Consider the following 19759-nt stretch of genomic DNA (forward strand, 5'->3'; position numbering starts at 1 on the left):
GGTGGCCCTCGGTGGGGCGAAAGGCTGATCATCAAAAACGTCCAAACCTCTGTATTCCTGGCACTCATGTCGTATCGGCCATATGGGATCGATGACCGTCGACCGGTGGTCGGCTGCCCCTCATTCAGGAGCGTGCCGAAGGTAACGGTTTGAAAACTTCACCCACGGTCTTGACACAGGGGGTCGGAAAGTAAGAACTTTTACCGCGACAGTTAACACTCCTTTCTGAAGGGACGGCCCATGGTCGAGCCAGACGCAGACGGCACCGCAGCGACCGCGGTCGTCGACTCGCTGGTGCGCGATCAGGCCCCCTCGCCGCAGCACAGCATGAACAACTCCGACGGGGTGCTGGTGCGGGTCCGCACCCTGCTGCCGGAGTTCACCGGCGCCCTGCAGCGGGTCGCCGAGCAGGTGCTCACCGACCCGGCCGCGGCCTCCCGGGCCACCATCGTCGAGCTGGCCGAGCGCAGCGGCACCTCGCCGGCCACCGTGACCCGGTTCTGCCGGGCGCTGGGTTTCGACGGCTACGCCGACTTGCGCCTGGGCATCGCGGCCGAGACCGGCCGGGCCCGCGCCTCCGGCTGGACCGTCGACATCGGCCGCGAGATCCAGCCCAGCGACCCGCTGGAGCGGGTGCTCGGCCAGATCATGGCCGCCGACACCCGGGCCATGCACGACACCGCCTCGCTGCTGGACCTGGCCGAGGTCGAGCGGGCCGCGGTGGCCATCGCCGCCGCGCCGCGGGTCAACATCTTCGGCGCCAGCGGCAGCGCGCTGGTCGGCGAGGAGATGCAGTTCAGCCTGCACCGCATCGGCGTGGCCGCCTGGGCCTGGACCGACGTGCACAACGGTCTGGCCAGCGCGGCGCTCTCCCGGGCCGGCGACGTCGCGCTCGGCATCTCGCACAGCGGGGAGACCGGCGAGACCATAGAGCTGCTCGCCGAGGCCAGCAGCCGGGGCGCCACCACCATCGCGCTGACCAGCTTCCCGCGCTCGCCTCTGGCCGAGCTGGCGGACATCGTGCTGCTCACCGCCACCCAGGCCACGACCTTCCGGCCGGACGCGCTCTCCGCGCGGCACCCGCAGCTGGTCGTCCTCGATCTGCTCTACGTCGCCGTCGCCCAGCGGACCCACGAACGTTCGCACGCGGCCTTCCAACGCACCGCCCAAGCCGTCCATGGCCACAAAGCCGTCAAGGACGGGAGCTCCGCCCCATGAATCAGAGATCCCCTCTCACCCCATATCTCATCTCGTTCCGGAGGAACAGCGTGAAGCGCAGAATCGCGGTTGCGGCGACCCTCGCCGCAACGCTGATCGGTGCCGCCGCGTGCGGCTCGAACAGCGACAGCAGCGACACCCCCAACGCCGCCGCATCCGTCAACGGCGCCGGCAAGACGATCAAGGTCTGGCTGATGGTCGACGCCCAGTCGGGCTGGCCCGAGGTCGTCAAGCAGGCCAACGACCGCTTCACCCAGGCGACCGGCGCGCAGGTGCAGGTCGACTACCAGCAGTGGACCGACCACCTGGCCAAGCTGGACACCACCCTGGCCGGCAGCGACGTGCCCGACGTGGTCGAGCTGGGCAACACCGAGATGCCCAAGTACGTCTTCAACGGCGCCTTCGCCCCGCTCGACAAGGGCCAGTTCGAGAACTCCGCGGAGTGGCTGACCGGCCTCTCGGCCCCGTGCGAGCTGGACGGCAAGACCTACTGCGTGCCGTACTACGCCGGCGCCCGGGTGCTGATCTACCGCACCGACCTGTTCGACAAGGCCGGCCTGAAGGCCCCGAAGACCTACGACGACCTGGTCGCCGCGGCCAAGACGCTCAAGGAGAAGAACGGCAGCGACAAGCAGTTCTCCGCCTTCTACATGCCGGGCAAGTACTGGTACGCCGCGATGGCGTGGGTGCACGGCAACGGCGGCACCATCGCCAAGAAGGACGGCGACAAGTGGGTCGGCACCCTCTCCGAGCCGGGCGCGCAGCAGGGCCTGACCAAGTGGGCCGAGATCGCCAAGACCTACTCCAGCGGTGACCCGACCAAGGACGAGAACGACCAGGACGCGGTCTACGCGCAGGGCAAGTCCGGCATGATCTACGGCAACGGCTGGGAGCTGGGCGCGGTCCAGGAGCAGCCCAAGGACCCCAACGACCCCGCCTCGGCCAAGGTCAAGACCAAGGTGAACGGCAAGGTCGCCACGGCGCCGCTGCCGGGCATCCCGTCCTTCCTGGGCGGTTCCGACGTCGCGGTGACGGCCAAGAGCAAGAACGCCGACCTGGCCGCCAAGTGGGCGCAGATCTTCACCGACGCCAAGTCGCAGGAGGGCCTGATCGCCAAGGGCGTGCTGCCCAACGCGACCTCCCTGCTGGACAAGGCCGCCGCGGTCAAGGGCAACGAGGCGACCGCGCAGGCCGCCAAGGAGACCTGGTTCGTGCCGATGGCGCCGAAGTGGTCGGACGTCGAGTCGGCCAACGTGCTGCAGAACATGCTGGTCAGCATCGCCACCGGCAAGGCCACCGTGCCGGACGCGGCCAAGGCCGCCGACGCGAAGATCAACGAGATCCTCAACGCCAGCTGATCGCCGGGTGCCGCCCGCCCGCCCGCGCGGGCGGGCGGCACCACCCGGCTCCGCACTCCTGTTGTAGAGAGGTGGTCCGATGTCCGTCGTCGACACCCCGTCCGCCCCGCCGGCCCCGCAGCCGCCGGCCCCGGCGCCGGCCGGCCGCACCGGGAGCAAGCGTCGTTCGGCCACGAGCGGCGGCTTCGCACCCCTCGCGCTCACCCTGCCCGCCCTGCTGCTGCTGGCCGGTCTGCTCGGCTATCCGCTGATCCGGATGATCGTGCTGTCGTTCCAGAGCCTCGGGCTGCGCCAGCTGTTCGCCGACCTGGCGCCGGACAACGTCGGGTTCGCCAACTACGCCAAGATTTTCACGAACTCCACCTTCTACGAGGTCGTGGCCCGCACGGTGGCCTTCACCGTGGTGTCGGTCCTGCTCACCCTGGTCCTCGGGCTGGGGGTCGCGCTGCTGATGCGCCGGGTCGCGCCGAGCGTGCGGATCGCCATGATCATCGCGATGATGTTCGTCTGGGCCGTGCCCCAGCTGGTCGCCACCCAGACCTTCCGCTGGCTGGTCGACTCCGACTTCGGCGTGCTGAACTACCTCATCGACCGGCTGCCCGGCGTCGACTTCGCCAACCACAGCTGGTTCGCCGACCCGATCCAGGGCTGGGCGGTGATCACCACCATCGTGGTCTGGGCCGGCATCCCGTTCATCGCGATCACCCTGAACGCCGGCCTGACCCAGGTGCCCAAGGAGCTGCTCGAGGCGGCCGTGGTCGACGGCGCGTCGGCCTGGCAGGTGCTGCGCTCGGTCACCCTGCCGATCCTCAAGCCGCTGCTGGTCATCGTCACCACGCTGTCGGTGATCTGGAACTTCGGCCTCTTCACCCAGGTCTACGTGGTGCGCAACGGCCGGCCCGAGGACGAGTACCAGGTGCTGGCCACGTGGGCGTACAGCACGGCGTTCAAGAACAACAACTACGGGCTGGGTTCGGCCATCGCGGTCGTCACTGTGCTGCTGCTGCTCGGCGTGATGGCCTTCTACATGCGCCAGATGTTCAAGATCGGAGACGTGGACTGATGGTCGCCACCGCACCGCAGACCGCCGTACGCAAGCGGCGGCGCCGCCCGGCCCGCGAGTCCGACACCCCGACCGTGGGCCGCAGCCGGGGCGGAACCGTCCTGGCCAACACCGTCGGCGTGCTGTTCGCGATCGTGATGTTCTTCCCGGTCTACTGGGTCATCAACACGGCCTTCAAGCCGGCGCCGGAGATCCTGCAGTTCGAGCCGACGTTCTTCCCGCACACGTTCACGCTGGACAACTTCAAGTCGGCGTTCAACGCGCCGTTCTTCCAGCAGGACCTGCTCAACGGCGTGCTGGTGACCTCGGGCGCGGTGCTCGGGGCGCTGCTGGTGGGCTTCCTGGCCGCGCTGGCCATCGCCCGGTTCCGGTTCTACGGCCGCAAGGCGATCATCCTCGTCGTCCTGTCGGTGCAGATGGTGCCGTTCGTCGCGATCCTGATCCCGCTGTTCCTCATGCTCCAGAAGGCGGATCTCACCAACAGCCTGCTGGGTATCACGCTGGTCTACATCGTGTTGATCCTGCCGTACACGGTCTGGACCCTGCGCGGCTTCATCCAGGCGATCCCGCGCGAGCTCGACGAGGCCGCGCTGATCGACGGGGCCAGCCGGTTCCAGGTCTTCTGGAAGATCATCCTGCCGCTGACCGGGCCCGGCCTGGTCGCCACCTCGGTCTACGGATTCATCCAGGCCTGGAACGAATTCATCATCATCAACACGCTGAACGACCAGGCGCACCAGAACCTGATGGCCTGGTTGCTGCAGAACCAGACGAGCCGCGGCACCTTCTGGGGTCCGCTGATGGCAGGGTCGATCCTGACCGCCCTCCCGGTGGTCATCTTCTTCCTGATCGTGCAGCGCAACATCGCAACCGGCCTGACGGCTGGCGCCGTCAAGGGCTGACCCGGCACCGCATCACCATCTGAGGAGAAAGCGCATGACTGACATCTTGAAGCCCGAGGTCGACCGCCGGACGCTGCTGCGCCGCGCCGCCGCCGTGGGCCTGCTGGCCACCCCCGCCGTCACCATGCTGAGCGCCTGCGTCGGCGGCGGCAGCGACGACAAGGACGACAGCGCGGACAAGCCCGCCGGCACGGTCTCCGCGACCAACCCGCTGGGCATCAAGGAGGACGAGCCGCTGGAGATCATCATCTTCAACGGCGGCCTCGGCACCAAGTACGCCACCGACGTGGACATCCCGTCGTACAACAAGCTCTTCCCGAAGTCCAAGGTCACGTTCAACCAGGCCGAGGAGATCTCGACCGTGGTGCAGCCGCGGTTCACCGCGGGCAACCCGCCGGACATGATCAACAACTCGGGCTCGAAGCTGATGGACCAGGGCGCCCTCGTCCAGGCCGGCCAGGTGCAGGACCTGACCGAGCTGTTCGCGGCCCCGTCGGTGGACATCGCCGGCAAGACCGTCAAGGACACCCTGATCCCGGGCACCATCGAGCAGGGCACGTTCAACGGCAAGCCGTACGTGCTGAACTACGCGTTCACCGTCTTCGGCCTCTGGTACTCCGGCAAGCTGTTCAAGGACAACGGCTGGACCGCCCCGACCACCTGGGCGGACTTCACCGCGCTGCTGGACAAGATGAAGGCCAAGGGCATCACGCCGTTCGGCTACGCGGGGGCGAACGCGCCGTACTACATGTACACGCTGCTGCTGACCAGCGCCGCCAAGATCGGTGGCGCCGACATCCTGAAGAACATCGACAACCTCGAGGACGGCGCCTGGACCAACGACGCCGTCAAGCAGGCCGCCACCGCCTGGGCCGAGATCGGCGCCAAGTACTCCAACAAGGCGTTCCTCGGGCTCAAGCACACCGAGGTCCAGCTCCAGCAGGACCAGTACAAGGTGGGCCTCTACCCGTCCGGCTCCTGGCTGGAGAACGAGCAGGCCAAGGACACCCCGGAGGGCTTCGACTACCAGCTCATGCCGGTGCCGAGCGTCACGTCGGCCGACAAGCTGCCGGTCACCGCGCTGTACGCCGCGGCCGGCGAGCAGTACTTCGTCGCCAGCAAGGGCAAGAACCCGCGCGGCGGCATGGAGTTCCTGCGGCACATGCTGAGCAAGGCCGGCGCCGTGGGCTTCACCCAGCTCACCAAGACGCTGACCGTGGTCGCCGGCGCGACCGACGGCATGGAGATCAGCGCGGGCCTGACCTCCGGCAACAAGGCCCTCGGCGCGGCGGGCGCGGACACCTTCAGCTTCCGCTTCGACACCTGGTACAAGAAGCTGGACGACGAGCTGCGCGCCGCCACGAACGAGCTGATGTACCAGGGCGGCACCGCGGACAAGTTCGTCACGCGGATGCAGAAGGCCGCCGACGCGGTCAAGAAGGACTCCTCGATCCAGAAGTTCTCCCGCTGATCCAGATCTGAGCCAACCCGCAGCGGAAAACCCAGGAAGGTCCGCTGAGGACGTACCCGCGATCACGAACGGAGCTCGAGAACCATGAAGCACGGCAGGTACCCGTTCATCATTGGCTTCCTGATCGTGCCGGTGGCCATCTACGGCACGTTCGTGATCGCGGCGTACGTCCAGGCGTTCCAGTTGTCGTTCACCAACTGGCGCGGCTTCTCGCCGGACGTCAGCTACATCGGCTTCGACAACTTCGTCAAGCTCTTCCACGACAACACGTTCTGGAAGGCGATCCAGCACCACATCCTGCTGCTGATCTTCCTGCCGCTGCTCACCATCGTGCTGGCGCTGTTCTTCGCGTTCCTGCTCAACGTGGGCGGCGGCTCGAAGGGCGGCCGTACCCGGGGGGTCTGGGGTTCGAAGTTCTACCGGGTGGTGTTCTTCTTCCCCCAGCTGCTGGCCCTGGCCCTGGTCGCGGTCATCTTCTCCCGGGTCTACTCCTCCGACGACAGCGGCCTGATCAACGGCCTGCTCAACCAGGTGGGAGCCGGGCCGGTGCTGTTCCTGGCCGACAAGAACCTGGCCCTCTGGTCGATCCTGGCCGTGCTCGTCTGGCAGGCCGTGGGCTTCTACGTGGTGCTGTTCTCCGCCGGGATGGGCTCCATCCCGACGGAGATCTACGAGGCCGCGGCGCTGGACGGCGCCACCCGCGGCACCCTGTTCTTCAAGGTGACCCTGCCGCTGCTGTGGAACACGCTGCAGGTCGCCTGGGTCTATCTGGGCATCGCCGCCTTCGACGCGTTCGCCCTGGTCAACGTCATGTCCGTGGACCGCGGCGGGCCGGACGGGGCCACCACGGTGCTGGGCCTGGAGATCTACCGCAACGCCTTCGACTACGCACAGTTCGGCTACGCCTCGGCGATGGGTGTCGTGCTGTTCTTCCTCACCATCACGTTCGCGGCGCTGACCCTGCGGGTCACCCGGCGCGACGCGATCGAGCTGTGAGCCGGGAGCATCCAGTGACTTACACCAAGACGAACGGGCCGGCGGCCTCGTACACCGGGTCGCGGCACGCCACGACCACCGCGCAGCGGGACAAGAAGGAGCTCAAGCTCTTCAGCAGCTTCGCCCACGTCGCCCTGGCGGTCTGGGGCCTGCTGGTCATCGCGCCGCTGATCTGGGTCATCCTCGCCTCGTTCAAGAGCAACACCGAGATCTTCACGCACGCGCCGTTCAGCCTGCCCAGCAAGATCTCCTTCGAGACCTACCGGACGGCCTGGACCGAGGCGCACGTCGGGCGCTACTTCCTCAACAGCGTCTTCGTGGTGGCCATCAGCACGGCCGGCACCATGCTGTTCGGCTCGATGGCGGCCTACGTGCTGGCCCGCTACCGGTTCTTCGGCAACCGCTTCATCTACTACCTGTTCGTCTCCGGGCTGGCCTTCCCGGTGTTCCTGGCGCTGGTGCCGCTGTTCCTGATCCTGCAAAACCTCGGCCTGCTCAACACCTACACCGGCCTGATCCTGGTCTACATCGCCTACTCGCTGCCGTTCACGGTCTTCTTCATGACGGCGTTCTTCAAGACGCTGCCGAACCAGATCGCCGAGGCCGCGATCGTCGACGGCGCCTCCCACACCAGGCTGTTCTTCCAGGTCATGCTGCCGATGGCCCGGTCCGGGCTGGTCAGCATCACGATCTTCAACATCGTCGGCCAGTGGAACCAGTACCTGCTGCCGGTGGCCATCATGCAGGGCGCGGGCGCGGAGCAGAAGTGGGTGCTCACCCAGGGCATCGCCAACATCTCGGTGTCGGCCGGCTACCAGGCCAACTGGGCGGCGCTGTTCGCGGCGCTCACCCTCTCGATCCTGCCCATGATCATCGTGTACGCGTTCTTCCAGCGGCAGATCCAGTCGGGTCTGACCGCGGGCGCCACCAAGTAACGTCGCACCACGTGCCGGGCGGCGCCTTTCCACGGGGGAGAGGCGCCGCCCGTTCCGTTGTCCACAGCCCGCTCAGCACGGGCCCGGACCGTGCGCGGAACCCGGTAAAGTGGCGGCCATGAGCGGTCCCGATGATCTGGAGCAGCGTCTCGCCGCGGACCGGGATGTCGCCGAGTACCGATCCGAGTTGCGGGCCCACACCCGGATGCTTAACGCGTTGCGGGAGACCCAGGTGTCGCACTACGCCGAGCACAAGGCGGACGCGGCGGAGATCAAAGCCGAAGCGGCGGAGATCAAGGCCGGGTTGGCGCACATCGTGCGATTGCTCGAGGGGCTGAGCGGAAAATAGGGCTTGCGCCGGTCAGGCGCGGTTGAGCAGCACCCGGCCCAGCGCCAGCGTCCCCACCCCCGCCACCACCACGCTGAGCAGCCCGACCCGCAGGCTGGTCAGGTCGGCGACCAGCCCGACCAGCGGCGGCGACAGCAGGAAGCCGACCCGCAGCAGCCAGCTCACGATGGTCAGCCCGGCGCCGTGCGGCAGTCCCGGCAGCTCGTCGGCGGTGTGCATCGCCGCCGGGACCAGCGTCGCCGTGCCCAGCCCGGCCAGCGCGAAGCCGGCCAGCGCCGAGCCCACGGACGGCCAGGTGAGTGCGAAGCCCATGCCGGCCGCGGCCAGCGCCCCGCCGGCCCGGGTCACCGTGCGCTGGCCGAAGCGGTCGACGGCCCGGTCGCCGAGCAGCCGGCCGATCGTCATCGCCACCTGCAGGGCGACGAAGGCCAGGCCGGCGGTGGCCGCGCCGGCGCTCAGGTAGTCGGTGAGGAACAGCGCGCCCCAGGATGAGCCGGCGTCCTCCACGAGCGATCCGAAGGCCGCCAGGGCGCCGAGCGCGGCGAGCATCCGTACCGTGGCCCAGGCGAAGGCGCGCCGGGCCGGCGTGGCGGCGGTGGCGGTGGGCGCCGCCCGCTCGGCGTCCTCCGGGCCGGGCAGCATGAACCGGTACGCGACCAGCGCGACCACGCTGAACAGCACGCCCGCCGTGGCCAGATGCACACCCAGCGGTATCCGCAGCCCGGCCGCCGCCGAGCCCATCAGCCCGCCGAGCACCGCGCCGACGCTCCACACGCCGTGGAACGAGTTGACGATCGAGCGGCCGTACAGCCGCTGCACCCGCAGCCCGTGCGCGTTCTGGGCGACGTCGACGATCGCGTCCGCCGCGCCCGCGACGCCCATCGCCAGGGCCAGCGCCCACCAGCTCGGCGCCACCGCGACCAGCAGGAACGCGGCGGCGACGAGCACGATGCCGGCCGCGCCGGTGCGCGAGGAGCGGAACCGGCTGATCGCGGCCGAGGCGAACAGCCCGCCGGCCAGCGCGCCCAGTGGGCCGGCGGCCAGCGCCGTGCCCAGCAGCGTGTTGCTGAGCTCCAGCGACTCCTTGATCTCCGGGTAGCGGGGCACCACGTTGGCGAACAGCGCGCCGTTGGTCAGGAACAGCACCGCGACGGCGACCCGGGCGCGCCGGGCCCGCTGGGTGGGCCCGGCGCCGAGGACCGCCGTCACTGAGCGCCGAAGCGCTGCACGGCCGCCTCGACGTCCGGCTCGGTGACCGGGAAGCCCGGGAAGCGGGACAGCCGCACCAGCGGGATGGCCCGCATCATCTGCCCGTTCTTGGGGTCGGACAGCATGGCGGTGAACATGCCGTCGCCGAGCTGCTCGCGCAGCCAGTCGCCGGCGGCCGGGTGGGCCAGCCACGCGTCGACGGTCGCGTCGGTGGTCAGCGGGGCGGTGACGTCCTGGCCGGCCAGCTCGACGGTGCCGGTGAGCCGGATGTCGCGGGACGAGGCGCCGACCCGGATCCCGAACGCGCCGCCCTCGACGACCCAGCGCCGCATCGCCGGGTGCCAGTAGGCGAACGCCCGGGCCGCCAGCGTCAGGGTGACCGCGGTGCTCTCGCCCGGCTCGAGGCTGACCTGGGTGAACGCGCGCAGCTCCTGCTCGGGCCGGTAGACGGCGGCCTGCGGGTCGGTGACGTAGACCTGGACGGTCTCCCGGCCGGCGCGGGCGCCGGTGTTCACCACGGTGACGGTGACGTCGACCAGCGGCTGGTCGCCGTCGGCGCGGACGGCGGTGCTCAGGTCGGTGTAGTCGAAGGTGGTGTAGGACAGGCCGTGGCCGAACGGGTACGCCACCTCCAGCTGGTGGGCGTCGTACCAGCGGTAGCCGATGAGCAGGCCCTCCCCGTACCGGACGTGGCCGAACTCGCCGGGGAAGTTGCCGACCGCCGGGTTGTCCGCGAAGCGCACCGGCACGGTCTCGGCCAGCCGGCCCGCCGGGTCGGCCGCGCCGAGCAGCAGATCGGCCGTCGCCGCGCCGCCGGCCTGGCCGAGCAGCCAGCCCTCCAGCACGGCCCGCGCCCGGTCCTGCCAGGGCGCGACGGTGACCACCGAGCCGTTGGAGAGCACGACGACCACCTGCGGGTTGGCGTCCGCGACGGCGTGCAGCAGGTCGATCTGGTGGGCCGGCAGGTCCATGTGGTCGCGGTCGTAGCCCTCGGACTCGTACGACGGAGGCAGCCCGAGGAACAGCACCACCACCTCGGCCGCCGCGGCGGTCCGTACGGCCTCCTCGACCAGCGCCGGGTCGGCCTCCGCGGACTCGATGACGAAGCCCGGGGCGAAGCTGACCTCGCGTCGGCCGTCCAGGGCGGTCCGCAGCGCGTCCAGCGCGGTGTCCACCCGGGTCGGGTTGACCTGCGAGGACCCGGCGCCCTGGAAGCGCGGCGTGCGGGCGAACTCGCCGATGACCGCGACCGTCCCGCCGGACCGCGGGTCCAGCGGGAGGATGGCGTCGTCGTTCTTGAGCAGGACGGCGCTGGCGGTCGCGGCCTCGCGGGCGAGCGCGTGGTGGGCGTCGGCGTCGAAGGTCTGCCCGGGGGCGAGCGCGCCCTGCGACCGGTCGACCAGCGTCAGCACCCGGGTGACCGCCCGGTCGACGTCGGCCTCGCTGAGCGCGCCGGCCTTGACGGCGTCCACGATGACCCGGGTGCCCAGCCCGCCGGAGGAGGGCATCTCCAGGTCGAGGCCGGCGGCCACCCCGGCGTCGCGGCGGTTGACCGCGCCCCAGTCGGAGACGACCAGCCCCTCGAAGCCCCACTCGTCGCGCAGCACGGTGGTGAGCAGCCAGGGGTCCTCGCTCGCGTAGACGCCGTTGATCTTGTTGTAGGCGCACATCACGGTCCACGGCTGGGCCTGGGTGACGACCCGCTCGAAGGCCGGCAGGTAGATCTCGCGCAGGGTCCGCTCGTCGATGTCGGCGGAGACCGTCATCCGGTCGGTCTCCTGGTTGTTGGCGGCGAAGTGCTTGAGCGAGGCGCCCACGCCGGTGCCCTGCAACCCGTTGACCAGGGCCGCGCCCAGCTCGCCGGCCAGCAGCGGGTCCTCGGAGAAGTACTCGAAGTTGCGCCCGCACAGCGGCGAGCGCTTCATGTTGACCCCGGGGCCGAGCAGCACGGCGACCTGCTCGGCGCGGCACTCGCGGCCCAGCGCCTCGCCGATGCGGTGCAGCAGCCCGGGGTTCCAGGTGGAGGCCAGCCCGGCGGCCGGCGGGAAGCAGGTGGCCGGGACGCTGTCGTTGAGCCCGACGTGGTCCGACTCGCCGGCCTGCTTGCGCAGGCCGTGCGGCCCGTCGGTGACCATGATGCCGGGGATGCCGACGCGCTCGACCGGCTGGGTACGCCAGAAGTCGGCACCGTCGAGCAGGGAGGCCTTCTCCTCGAGCGTGAGGGCGGCCAGCAGCGCGGGAACGTCGAGTGTCATGTCCCGACCGTAACAATGAAAACCTCCGCGTGGAAGTTTTTGTGGCCTACGATGGCGCGGTGGACGAACCTTCCCCGGGCACCCGGCGCGGCGCGTACGACAAGGGGGTCCGCCGCCGGCGGGAGATCCTCGACCGGGCCATCGAGGTCTTCGCCGCGCGCGGCGCCGAGGGCACCTCGCTGCGGGCGATCGGCGAGGCCATCGGGGTGTCCCACGCGGCCCTCAAGCACTACTTCGCCTCCCGCGAGGAACTGCTGATCGAGGTCTACCGGGCCGCGGAGGAACGCTCCGTCGTCGAGGACCCGCCCCCGCCGGACGCGACCGTGGTCGGCCTGATGACCCACGCCGCCCGGCGCAACCACGGCGTGCCCGGGCTGGTGCAGCTGTACTCGACGCTGGTCGCGGCGGCGCTGGAGGAGGGGCACGAGCCGTCCCGGGAGTTCTTCGGGGAGCGGTTCGCCCACCTGCGGCAGCTGCTGGCCGAGCGGATCACTGCCGAGCAGGCGGCCGGGCGCATCCGCCCGGACGTCCCGCCGGAGGTGGCGGCCGCCCTGATCATCGCGGCCTCGGACGGGTTGCAGGTGCAGTGGCTGCTCGACCCGGCGGTGGACATCGAGAAGTCGCTGGAGCTGCTGGAGAGCCTGCTCGGCGCCTGAGCTCGGGTCGCCGGGCCGGGTCGGCGGAAGTTGTCGTACCCGGGCGGCAGAATGGCCATGTGCTGGTAGCGGTGGTGTCCGACGACGGCAGCTGGCACGGTTCCGGCCGCTGGCAGGACGTGCGACCCGACGGCACGCCCGCGGGGGCGCCGGTCCGCGTGGCCGACCTGCCCGCCGCCATCGCCGCGCGCGAGGCGGCCGAGCACCCGCGCTGGCTCTGGGCCGCCACCACCGAGGGCTATCCCACCCTGCTGCGCGCCGGGGTCCGGGTGCGGCGCTGCCACGACGTCGAGCTGACCGAGGCCCTGCTGCTCGGCCATGCCGGCCGCTGGGGCGAGCCGCGCGCGCTGGCCGCCGCCCGGGCCCGGCTGACCGGCGCCCCGGTGCCGGCCGACCCGCCGCCCCGGCTCCCGCAGCCACCCGGCTTCGCCCAGGGCGCGCTGTTCGAGGCGATGTCCGGGCCGCCGGCCGCCGCCGGCTCCGGGGTCCTGGAGGCCCTGGCCCAGGTGTACGCCGACCAGCACGCCCGGATCGGCGCCACCGGGCAGCCCGGCCGTTTCGCCCTGCTGGTGGCCGCCGAGTCCGCGGGCGCCCTGGTCGGCGCGGAGATGGGCCACGCCGGCCTGCCCTGGCGCGCCGACATCCACGACCAGTTGCTGCGTGAGCTGCTCGGGGCGCCCCAGCCGGTGGGTCCGCCCCGCCGCCTGGCCGAGCTCACCGCGGAGATCAACGAGGCCTTCGGCGTACGCGGGCTGCACCCGGACTCCCCGGCCGAGGTGCTGCGCGCGTTCTCCCGGGCCGGCATCGAGGTGCCCAACACCCGGGCCTGGGTGCTGCGCCAGGTCGAGCATCCCGCGGTCAAGCCCCTGCTGGAATACAAGGAGCTCTACCGCATCTGGACGGCGCACGGCTGGGCCTGGCGCGACGCCTGGATCAGCGAGGGCCGGTTCCGCCCCGAGTACGTCCCCGGCGGCGTGGTCTCCGGCCGCTGGGCGACCCGGGGCGGCGGCGCGCTCCAGGTGCCCAAGGTGGTCCGCCGGGCCGTGGTGGCCGACCCGGGCTGGCGGTTCGTGGTGGCCGACGCCGGTCAGCTCGAGCCCCGGGTGCTGGCGGCGGTCTCCGGCGACTCCCGGCTCGCCCGGGCCGGCGCCGCGGGCGACCTGTACGCGGCGCTGGCCACCGACTCGTTCGGCGGCGACCGCGCCAAGGCCAAGATCGCCCTGCTCGGCGCGATGTACGGCCAGACCGGCGGCGCCGCGATCCCGGCCCTGGCGGTGCTGCGGCAGAGTTATCCGACCGCCTTCGAGTACGTGGAGGCCGCGGCCCGCACCGGCGAGGCGGGCGGGCTGGTGCGTTCCTGGCTGGGCCGCACCTGCCCGCCGGCGTCCACCGCCTGGCGCGACGCGGGCCTGGAGCCGCCCGAGGAGGGGGGCTCGGCCGAGCCGCAGGGCGGCGCGCCGGGCCGGGCCCGCGGCCGTTTCACCCGCAACTTCGTCATCCAGGCGACGGCCGCGGAGTGGGCGCTGGTGCTGCTCGCGACGCTGCGGACCGCGCTGGAGGGCCTGCGGGCCGAACTGGTCCTGTTCGTGCACGACGAGGTGGGCGTGCACTGCCCGGCGGAGGAGGCCGAGGCGGTCGCCGAGGCGGTGCGGGTGAGCGCGGGCCGGGCCGGTGAGCTGTTGTTCGGCGACACGGCGGTGCGGTTCCCGCTCGACGTGTCGATCGTGGAGTGCTACGCCGACGCCAAGTGAGCCCGGCGGCGCCGTGGCCCGGTCAGCCGTCCGCCCAGACGTCCAGGTCGAGGCGCTGCAACACGTGCGGCGCGAACATCCCGAAGACCGACAGGATGGCGATCAGCGTGAACACGGTGCGCAGCACGACCACCTCGGTACGCCCACCCACCCGCACGGCCATCCCGTTCGGCACCCCGATCATCCGCCACATCCGGCGCCCCATCGGGATCGGCCACAGGATCGGCACGCCGTTCTTGGTGACCATGTCGCCCAGCAGGTGCACGACGCAGCCCACGCCGACCGCGAAGCCCAGTATCGGATATCCGCGGTCGCCGGGCAGGTGCGCGGCGGTGAACCAGGCGATCACCCCCGAGGCCAGGGTCACGATCAGCCAGCCGGCCCGCTCGGCCCACTCGTCGAACAGGCCGCGCAGGGCCAGCCCGGCCATGAAGAACACCACGGCCACGACCGCCCACTTGCCGTAGGACGCGCACAGCGCCGTCGTGCCCCAGCCGACCAGCCCGGCGAAGGGCAGCGTGTGGGTGAAGGTGCGGTGGCCGTTGTTGCGCCGCGGGTCCCGGCTCAGCTTGGTCGCCGTGTAGACCCCGAGCGAGATCTTCTCGATCACCTCGGCCACGAACAGCGAGAACACCCCGAACGTCCGGGCCACCGTCGCGCCGCCCTGGTTGCGGGTCACCTTGCCGGACAGGTCCAGGTCGGGCAGCAGCGCGCCACCCGCACAGACCGCCGTGCCCACCCCGATCGCGAGCGGCGACTGGGCGTAGCCCGCGAAGTGATCCACGGCCCAGCTGCCGGCCAGCCAGACGGCCGCGCCCGACAGCGCGTGCGACGGACCCATCATGGTCGTGCCCACCCCTCCCCGTGGCCGCCGGCGCCGGTGGCCGGAGGCAAACCCGGCAACTGTCGCAGAGGCGGGAGGGGTGGGCAACGACCGCCACGTCTACTGTGGAGTGTTCATGGTCACCTATAGGTGGGCGCGTTCCACGGCGCGACGTGGTGCCGGTAGCTGTACTCGGGCCGGTAGCGGCCGTACCGGGCATGCCGCACCAGGCCCATGACCAGGAAGATCAGCGGGATGGCGGGCCAGAAGAAGGGCGCGCCGGACAGCGCCCAGAGCCCGGTCAGCACGACCGCCAGCACGGCCACGACACCGGCGTGCCGGCGTACGTCCCGGCGTGTCGCGGCCCGCGCCTGCGGGGTCTCGGCGAGCGCCCGGCGGCCCTGGTCGGGCAGATCGGCGGTGAGCGGGGCCAGCTCGTCGCGGAACCTGGCCGCGTACACCTGGGTGAGCCGCTCCTCGCCCTCCTCGAGGGTGAGCCGTCCCTCGGTCATCGCGGCCCGGAGCATGGCGGCGACGTGCTCGCGCTCGGCGTCGGAGGTCCGCAGCCGCGGCGGACCGGACGGAGTGATGGCGCTGGGATACACGGTGACCTCCTGAAACGTGGCGGGACTGGACTCCAGCGTGGCGGATCCGGCGCCGGGCCGCGTCGCCCCGGCGGAGCATCCGGTACGCCGCCGGCGGAGCAGCCGGCGCGGCGGGCGTACGTCGTGGGGAGTACCGGGGAGGCGTGCGCTACGCCCGGGGGCGCACGGAGTCGTCGCCCGCGCGCGGATGACCGGGTGAGCTGCGGTGCCGTAGGTTCGAGGCGTGCGGGACCGGGGCTTGCGGGGCCGGCCGGGCGGGCCGGAGCGAAGGGGCCGCCGGGCGGGGCGCGCGTGGCCTGAAGCCGGCGCCGGGGGTGCCGAGGGCCGGCCGTTAGCCGAGGGGTCGGCGGGGGAGGGGCCGGGTGTCGCGGGGGCTGAGCAGGGGTTTGCGGCCTCCGTAGCGGCGGCGGCCGATGGTGCCGCGTCCGGGTGGGCGTCCGGCGGTTCGGGCAGCCGTCGGTCCGGCCTGCCGGGTGGGTCCGGCCTGCCGGGTGGCTCCGGCGGGCGGCCGGACGGGTCCGGCGGGCGGGCGTTCCGGGGCGGGCGGCCGCCCGAGTGGGTGCGGTCCCGGCGCGGGTCCCGCAACGTGCACTGGCCCGGTGCGGTCATCGCGGCGCTCTGCTTCCACGTGATCGACAACTGGACGCACGCCGCCCACCTGCCCCAGCCCCGCGCCGTCGTCGCCTGCGCGCTGCTGCTGATCGGCCCGCTCGCCCTGGCCTGGCGGGGCCGCGCGCCGATCGCCGTGCTCGCCGTCGCCGGGGCCGCCACCATCGGGTACGCCACCCAGGCCACACCGTCCTGGACGTACGCCGTCGCGCCGGTCATCGCGCTGTTCACCGCCGTGCGCAACGGTCACCGCCGGCCCGCGCTCGTCGTCGCGGCCGCCGGCTACCTCGCCTATCTGACGGTCACCTGGTTCGGCGCGGGTCCGCTCGGGTTGTCGGCCGCCGCCCGCCCGTCCGTGCGCGACGCCGTGCTGGCCGCCCTGATCCTGGCCCTGACCGCGTTCATCGGCAGCGCGGCCGGGGCCCGGGCGGCGTACCTGACCGAGCTGTCCAAGGCCAACGCCGAACGTGCCCGGGCCAAGGAGGAGCAGGAACGCCGCCAGGCCGCCGACGAACGGCTGCGCATCGCCCGCGAGCTGCACGACGTGCTCGGCCACCACCTGTCGCTGATCAACGTGCAGGCCGGGGTGGGGCTGCACCTGATGGACAACCGCCCGGAGCAGGCCCGCGAGGCGCTGACCGCGATCAAGACCGCCAGCTCCGAGGCGCTGCGGGAGGTGCGCGCGGTGCTCGGCGTCCTGCGCCCGGAGGAGGAGGCGGCGCCCCGGCAGCCCGCGCTGGGCCTGGACCGCCTCACCGACCTGACGGCCGACGCGGGCCTGCCGGTGACCACGGAGGTGGTGGGGCAGCGGCGCGCCCTGCCGGCCGAGGTCGACCGGGCCGCGTACCGCATCGTCCAGGAGGCCCTCACCAACGTGCGCCGGCACGCTGCCTCCGGCGCCGCCGCCATCGTCTCGATCGCCTACGAGCCGGGCGAGCTGCGCCTGACGATCCGCAACGACGCCGGGACGGCCCCCGGCCCGCCCGACCCGGTCGGCCGGACCGGGCCGCCGGGCTTGTTGGGCGGGGTCGGCCGGACCGGGCCGCCGGGCTTGTTGGGCGGGGTCGGCCGGACCGGACCGCCGGGCTTGCTGGGCGGGGTCGGCCGGACCGGACCGCCGGGACCGCCGGGACCGCAGGGACCGCCGGACGAGCCGGGCGAACCGGGCGAACCGGACCCGGCCGGCCGGCTGGACGAGCCCGGCCGGACCGGGGCGGCCGGTGGTGGGGGCAGCGGGATCGTCGGGATCCGGACCGGGAAGGCCGGTGGCGGGGGCAGCGGGATCGCCGGGATGCGGGCCCGGGCCGCCAGCCTGGGCGGCTCGCTGCAGGCCGGGCCGCTGCCCGGCGGCGGCTACCTGGTCTCCGCCGTCCTGCCCACCGGCACCACCACGACCAGGGAGGTCGCATGATCACCGTGCTGCTGGCGGACGACCAGGCGCTGGTCCGGGCCGGGTTCCGGGCGCTGCTCAACGCGGAGCCCGACATCGAGGTGGTCGCCGAGGCCGGCGACGGCCTGGAGGCGGCCCGGCTGGCCGCGCAGACCCGCCCGGACGTGGTGCTGATGGACATCCGGATGCCCGGCGTGGACGGCCTGGAGGCGACCCGCCGCATCGTCGCCGACCCGGCGCTGGCCGCCACCCGGGTGGTCATCCTGACCACCTTCGAGCTGGACGAGTACGTCTTCGAGGCGCTGCGCACGGGCGCGTCCGGCTTCCTGGTCAAGGACACCGAACCGGTCGAGCTGCTGCGCGCGGTGCGGGCGGTCGCGGCCGGCGACGCCCTGCTGTCGCCGAGTGTCACCCGCCGGGTCATCGGCGAGTTCGCCGTCCCGGGCGGCCGCGGCCGGCCGACGGCGCCGCCCGAGGAGGCCGAGCGCCGCCTGGAGCAGCTCACCGACCGCGAACGCGAGGTGATGGTGCTGGTCGGCGAGGGACTGTCCAACGACGAGATCGCCGCCCGGCTGGTGATCAGCCCGGCGACGGCGAAGACGCACGTCAGCCGGACCATGGTCAAGCTCGGCGCCCGCGACCGGGCCCAGCTGGTGGTGCACGCCTACGAGGCCGGCCTGATCCGTCCCGGCTGGCTCGCCTGAGGGGTGGTCGATCGGCGCTCAGCGCCCCGTCACTTCTCGACGTGCTTGCGGAGGGTCTCGTAGAGCTGGCGGTCCGCGGGCCGGCTGTAGATCGTGCGGTCGGCGCCCAGCAGCACCACGAACGGGCACTCCTCGTCCTCGCCCGTCAGCCGCTTCTCCAGCACCTTGCGGCCCGTCGCGACCTCGTACAGGGTGAGCCGGTACGTCGCCGCGCGCATCGGGACCCTCAGGTCCTTCGGGTCGTCGAACTTGCAGGTGGCGACCTTCTTGCCGGTCGCGGTCAGGTCCACGCAGGCCACCAGGCGCACCTTGGCCGGCGACGACGGGTCCCACGCCTTCTGCTTCGGCGCGGTGTACCAGTTCGGGATGTCGAACAGCGTCTCCTCCTGCCGGTCGTCGGCGTCCTTGCTGTCCGCGGTGAAGATGCTGACCGGCTGGATGCCCTTGGACTGCACCTTGGGCGACTTCGGGTAGTACCAGCGCTCACAGACCCGCTTCAGGTCGTTCGCGGTGCGTACCGGATAGGAGCTGGCCCGCGGCACCTCGGCGACCGGCTCCTCGCCGGCGGTGGCCGGGGCGCCGGAGCGCAGCGGCATGGACACGCCCTTCGCCAGCGGCGGTGTCGTGCTCCTGATCGCCCGGACCCCGGCCAGGGTCACCCCGGCGAGGCACCCGGCCACCAGCACGATGCCGATCACTGTCGCCCAGATCCGCCCGTGCGAGCGGCGCGGCGTGGGCGCCGCGGCCTGGGCCGGCCCGGCCGGGAACTCCGGTCCGGTCGGTGTCACCTGCGTGTCCTCCATGAGCCGCCTTCCCCGTGTCCGGCCTGGAAGCGGCGATCATATAGGCGTCCGTCAGTAGCCGGGGACTCCGTTCTCGCCGGGCCGGGCGAACCAGGCCGGCGCGTCCGGCGCCAGCGACGTGCGGATGCGCACCAGCGCGAACGGGTTCAGCTCCGGCAGCGCGTCCGGGGCGAACCAGCCGACCGCGATCGACTCGGTGTCGTTGACCCGGGCCTCGCCGCTCACCGCCCGGCAGCGGAACCACGTGTTGACCATGTGGCAGCGGTCGCCGTTGCCGTAGACCACCTCGTGCAGGGCCACGCCGGCCAGGCGCTCGATCGTCACCTGGATGCCGGTCTCCTCCTCGACCTCCCGGACCAGCGCGTCGGCGGGCTGCTCGCCCGGGTCCATCATCCCGGCGATCACCGACCACTGGTGGTTGTCGCTGCGCTGCCCGAGCAGGATCTCGCCGCGGTCGTTGAGGATGACCGCGCTGACCGTCGGGAACATGATCAGGTCGTGGCCGACCCGGGCGCGCAGGTTCTTCACGTAGTCGGAGGCAGGCATGCGGCCACCCTAGTGATGACCATGTCCGGCCCGGCGGGAAAGGCCGGCATCCGGGTCAGGGAAGCAGTGTGCCGGGCGCGGACGATCTTCGGCGGTCGCCTCCGTTATCGTTCGTA

General features: G+C 72.0%; 18 protein-coding genes. 12 read left to right on the forward strand and 6 right to left on the reverse strand.

The window, feature by feature from the left end:
• Positions 1–240: 240 nt before the first annotated feature.
• The 8 genes from Ani05nite_RS01555 (at position 241) to Ani05nite_RS01590 (ending at position 8292) form a co-directional block, all read left to right on the forward strand.
• The gene (locus tag Ani05nite_RS01555) at positions 241–1218 is read left to right on the forward strand and encodes a MurR/RpiR family transcriptional regulator (RefSeq protein ID WP_203763381.1); all 978 of its coding nucleotides are present in this window, start codon (positions 241–243) and stop codon (positions 1216–1218) included.
• A gap of 50 nt (positions 1219–1268) precedes the next feature.
• Complete coding sequence (locus Ani05nite_RS01560; protein ID WP_203763384.1) at positions 1269–2576, forward strand: extracellular solute-binding protein; 1308 nt, start codon at positions 1269–1271, stop codon at positions 2574–2576.
• Positions 2577–2655: 79 nt separating this feature from the next.
• Positions 2656–3639 (forward strand): carbohydrate ABC transporter permease, encoded by a 984-nt coding sequence (locus Ani05nite_RS01565; protein ID WP_203763387.1) that lies wholly within the window; start codon positions 2656–2658, stop codon positions 3637–3639.
• Positions 3639–4541 carry a carbohydrate ABC transporter permease gene (locus tag Ani05nite_RS01570; protein WP_203763390.1) on the forward strand — a complete coding sequence of 301 codons (903 nt, stop codon included), beginning with the start codon at positions 3639–3641 and terminating at the stop codon, positions 4539–4541. The genes Ani05nite_RS01565 and Ani05nite_RS01570 overlap by 1 nt, the downstream gene beginning before the upstream one ends.
• A 34-nt stretch (positions 4542–4575) precedes the next feature.
• Entirely contained in the window at positions 4576–6012 is a 1437-nt protein-coding gene (ngcE, locus tag Ani05nite_RS01575) for an N-acetylglucosamine/diacetylchitobiose ABC transporter substrate-binding protein (RefSeq protein ID WP_203763393.1), read from the forward strand.
• Positions 6013–6096: 84 nt separating this feature from the next.
• Positions 6097–7008, forward strand: coding sequence for a carbohydrate ABC transporter permease (locus tag Ani05nite_RS01580; RefSeq protein WP_203763396.1), 912 nt, complete (start codon positions 6097–6099; stop codon positions 7006–7008).
• Positions 7009–7022: 14 nt separating this feature from the next.
• A complete protein-coding gene (locus Ani05nite_RS01585) occupies positions 7023–7943 on the forward strand; it encodes a carbohydrate ABC transporter permease (protein WP_377880042.1) in 921 nt (306 codons plus the stop codon).
• Between the two features lie 118 nt (positions 7944–8061).
• A complete protein-coding gene (locus tag Ani05nite_RS01590; RefSeq protein WP_203763399.1) occupies positions 8062–8292 on the forward strand; it encodes a hypothetical protein in 231 nt (76 codons plus the stop codon).
• Between the two features lie 12 nt (positions 8293–8304).
• On the opposite strand, the gene Ani05nite_RS01595 is transcribed toward Ani05nite_RS01590, so the two are convergent.
• Together Ani05nite_RS01595 and Ani05nite_RS01600 are read right to left on the reverse strand one after the other, a co-directional pair.
• Positions 8305–9501, reverse strand: coding sequence for an MFS transporter (locus Ani05nite_RS01595; protein WP_203763402.1), 1197 nt, complete (start codon positions 9499–9501; stop codon positions 8305–8307).
• Entirely contained in the window at positions 9498–11756 is a 2259-nt protein-coding gene (locus tag Ani05nite_RS01600) for a glycoside hydrolase family 3 C-terminal domain-containing protein (RefSeq protein WP_203763405.1), read from the reverse strand. Before Ani05nite_RS01600 ends, Ani05nite_RS01595 begins: the two co-directional genes overlap by 4 nt.
• Positions 11757–11815: 59 nt before the next feature.
• Here Ani05nite_RS01600 and Ani05nite_RS01605 point away from each other — a divergent pair, with 59 nt between their 5' ends.
• Positions 11816–12412 (forward strand): TetR/AcrR family transcriptional regulator, encoded by a 597-nt coding sequence (locus tag Ani05nite_RS01605; protein WP_203763408.1) that lies wholly within the window; start codon positions 11816–11818, stop codon positions 12410–12412.
• A 59-nt stretch (positions 12413–12471) separates the two neighbouring features.
• On the forward strand, positions 12472–14163 hold the full coding sequence (locus tag Ani05nite_RS01610; protein ID WP_203763411.1) for a bifunctional 3'-5' exonuclease/DNA polymerase: 1692 nt from the start codon (positions 12472–12474) through the stop codon (positions 14161–14163).
• A gap of 22 nt (positions 14164–14185) precedes the next feature.
• Here the strand turns inward: Ani05nite_RS01610 and Ani05nite_RS01615 are convergent, their stop codons facing one another.
• Positions 14186–15007 (reverse strand): metal-dependent hydrolase, encoded by an 822-nt coding sequence (locus Ani05nite_RS01615; RefSeq protein WP_203763414.1) that lies wholly within the window; start codon positions 15005–15007, stop codon positions 14186–14188.
• 119 nt (positions 15008–15126) lie between these two features.
• A complete protein-coding gene (locus tag Ani05nite_RS40765) occupies positions 15127–15591 on the reverse strand; it encodes a DUF1707 SHOCT-like domain-containing protein (RefSeq protein WP_239129090.1) in 465 nt (154 codons plus the stop codon).
• A 586-nt stretch (positions 15592–16177) separates the two neighbouring features.
• On the opposite strand from Ani05nite_RS40765, the gene Ani05nite_RS41735 reads away from it, so the two are divergent.
• Together Ani05nite_RS41735 and Ani05nite_RS01630 are read left to right on the forward strand one after the other, a co-directional pair.
• The gene (locus tag Ani05nite_RS41735; protein ID WP_203763420.1) at positions 16178–17611 is read left to right on the forward strand and encodes a sensor histidine kinase; all 1434 of its coding nucleotides are present in this window, start codon (positions 16178–16180) and stop codon (positions 17609–17611) included.
• On the forward strand, positions 17608–18294 hold the full coding sequence (locus tag Ani05nite_RS01630) for a response regulator (protein ID WP_203763423.1): 687 nt from the start codon (positions 17608–17610) through the stop codon (positions 18292–18294). The genes Ani05nite_RS41735 and Ani05nite_RS01630 overlap by 4 nt, the downstream gene beginning before the upstream one ends.
• 29 nt (positions 18295–18323) lie before the next feature.
• On the opposite strand, the gene Ani05nite_RS01635 is transcribed toward Ani05nite_RS01630, so the two are convergent.
• Positions 18324–19097: a hypothetical protein gene (locus Ani05nite_RS01635; protein ID WP_203763426.1), complete on the reverse strand. Its 774-nt coding sequence runs from the start codon at positions 19095–19097 to the stop codon at positions 18324–18326.
• A gap of 51 nt (positions 19098–19148) precedes the next feature.
• Positions 19149–19643: an NUDIX hydrolase gene (locus Ani05nite_RS01640; RefSeq protein WP_203763429.1), complete on the reverse strand. Its 495-nt coding sequence runs from the start codon at positions 19641–19643 to the stop codon at positions 19149–19151.
• Positions 19644–19759: the final 116 nt, after the last annotated feature.

The sequence above is a fragment of the Actinoplanes nipponensis genome, assembly GCF_016862275.1.
Classification (GTDB): domain Bacteria; phylum Actinomycetota; class Actinomycetes; order Mycobacteriales; family Micromonosporaceae; genus Actinoplanes; species Actinoplanes nipponensis.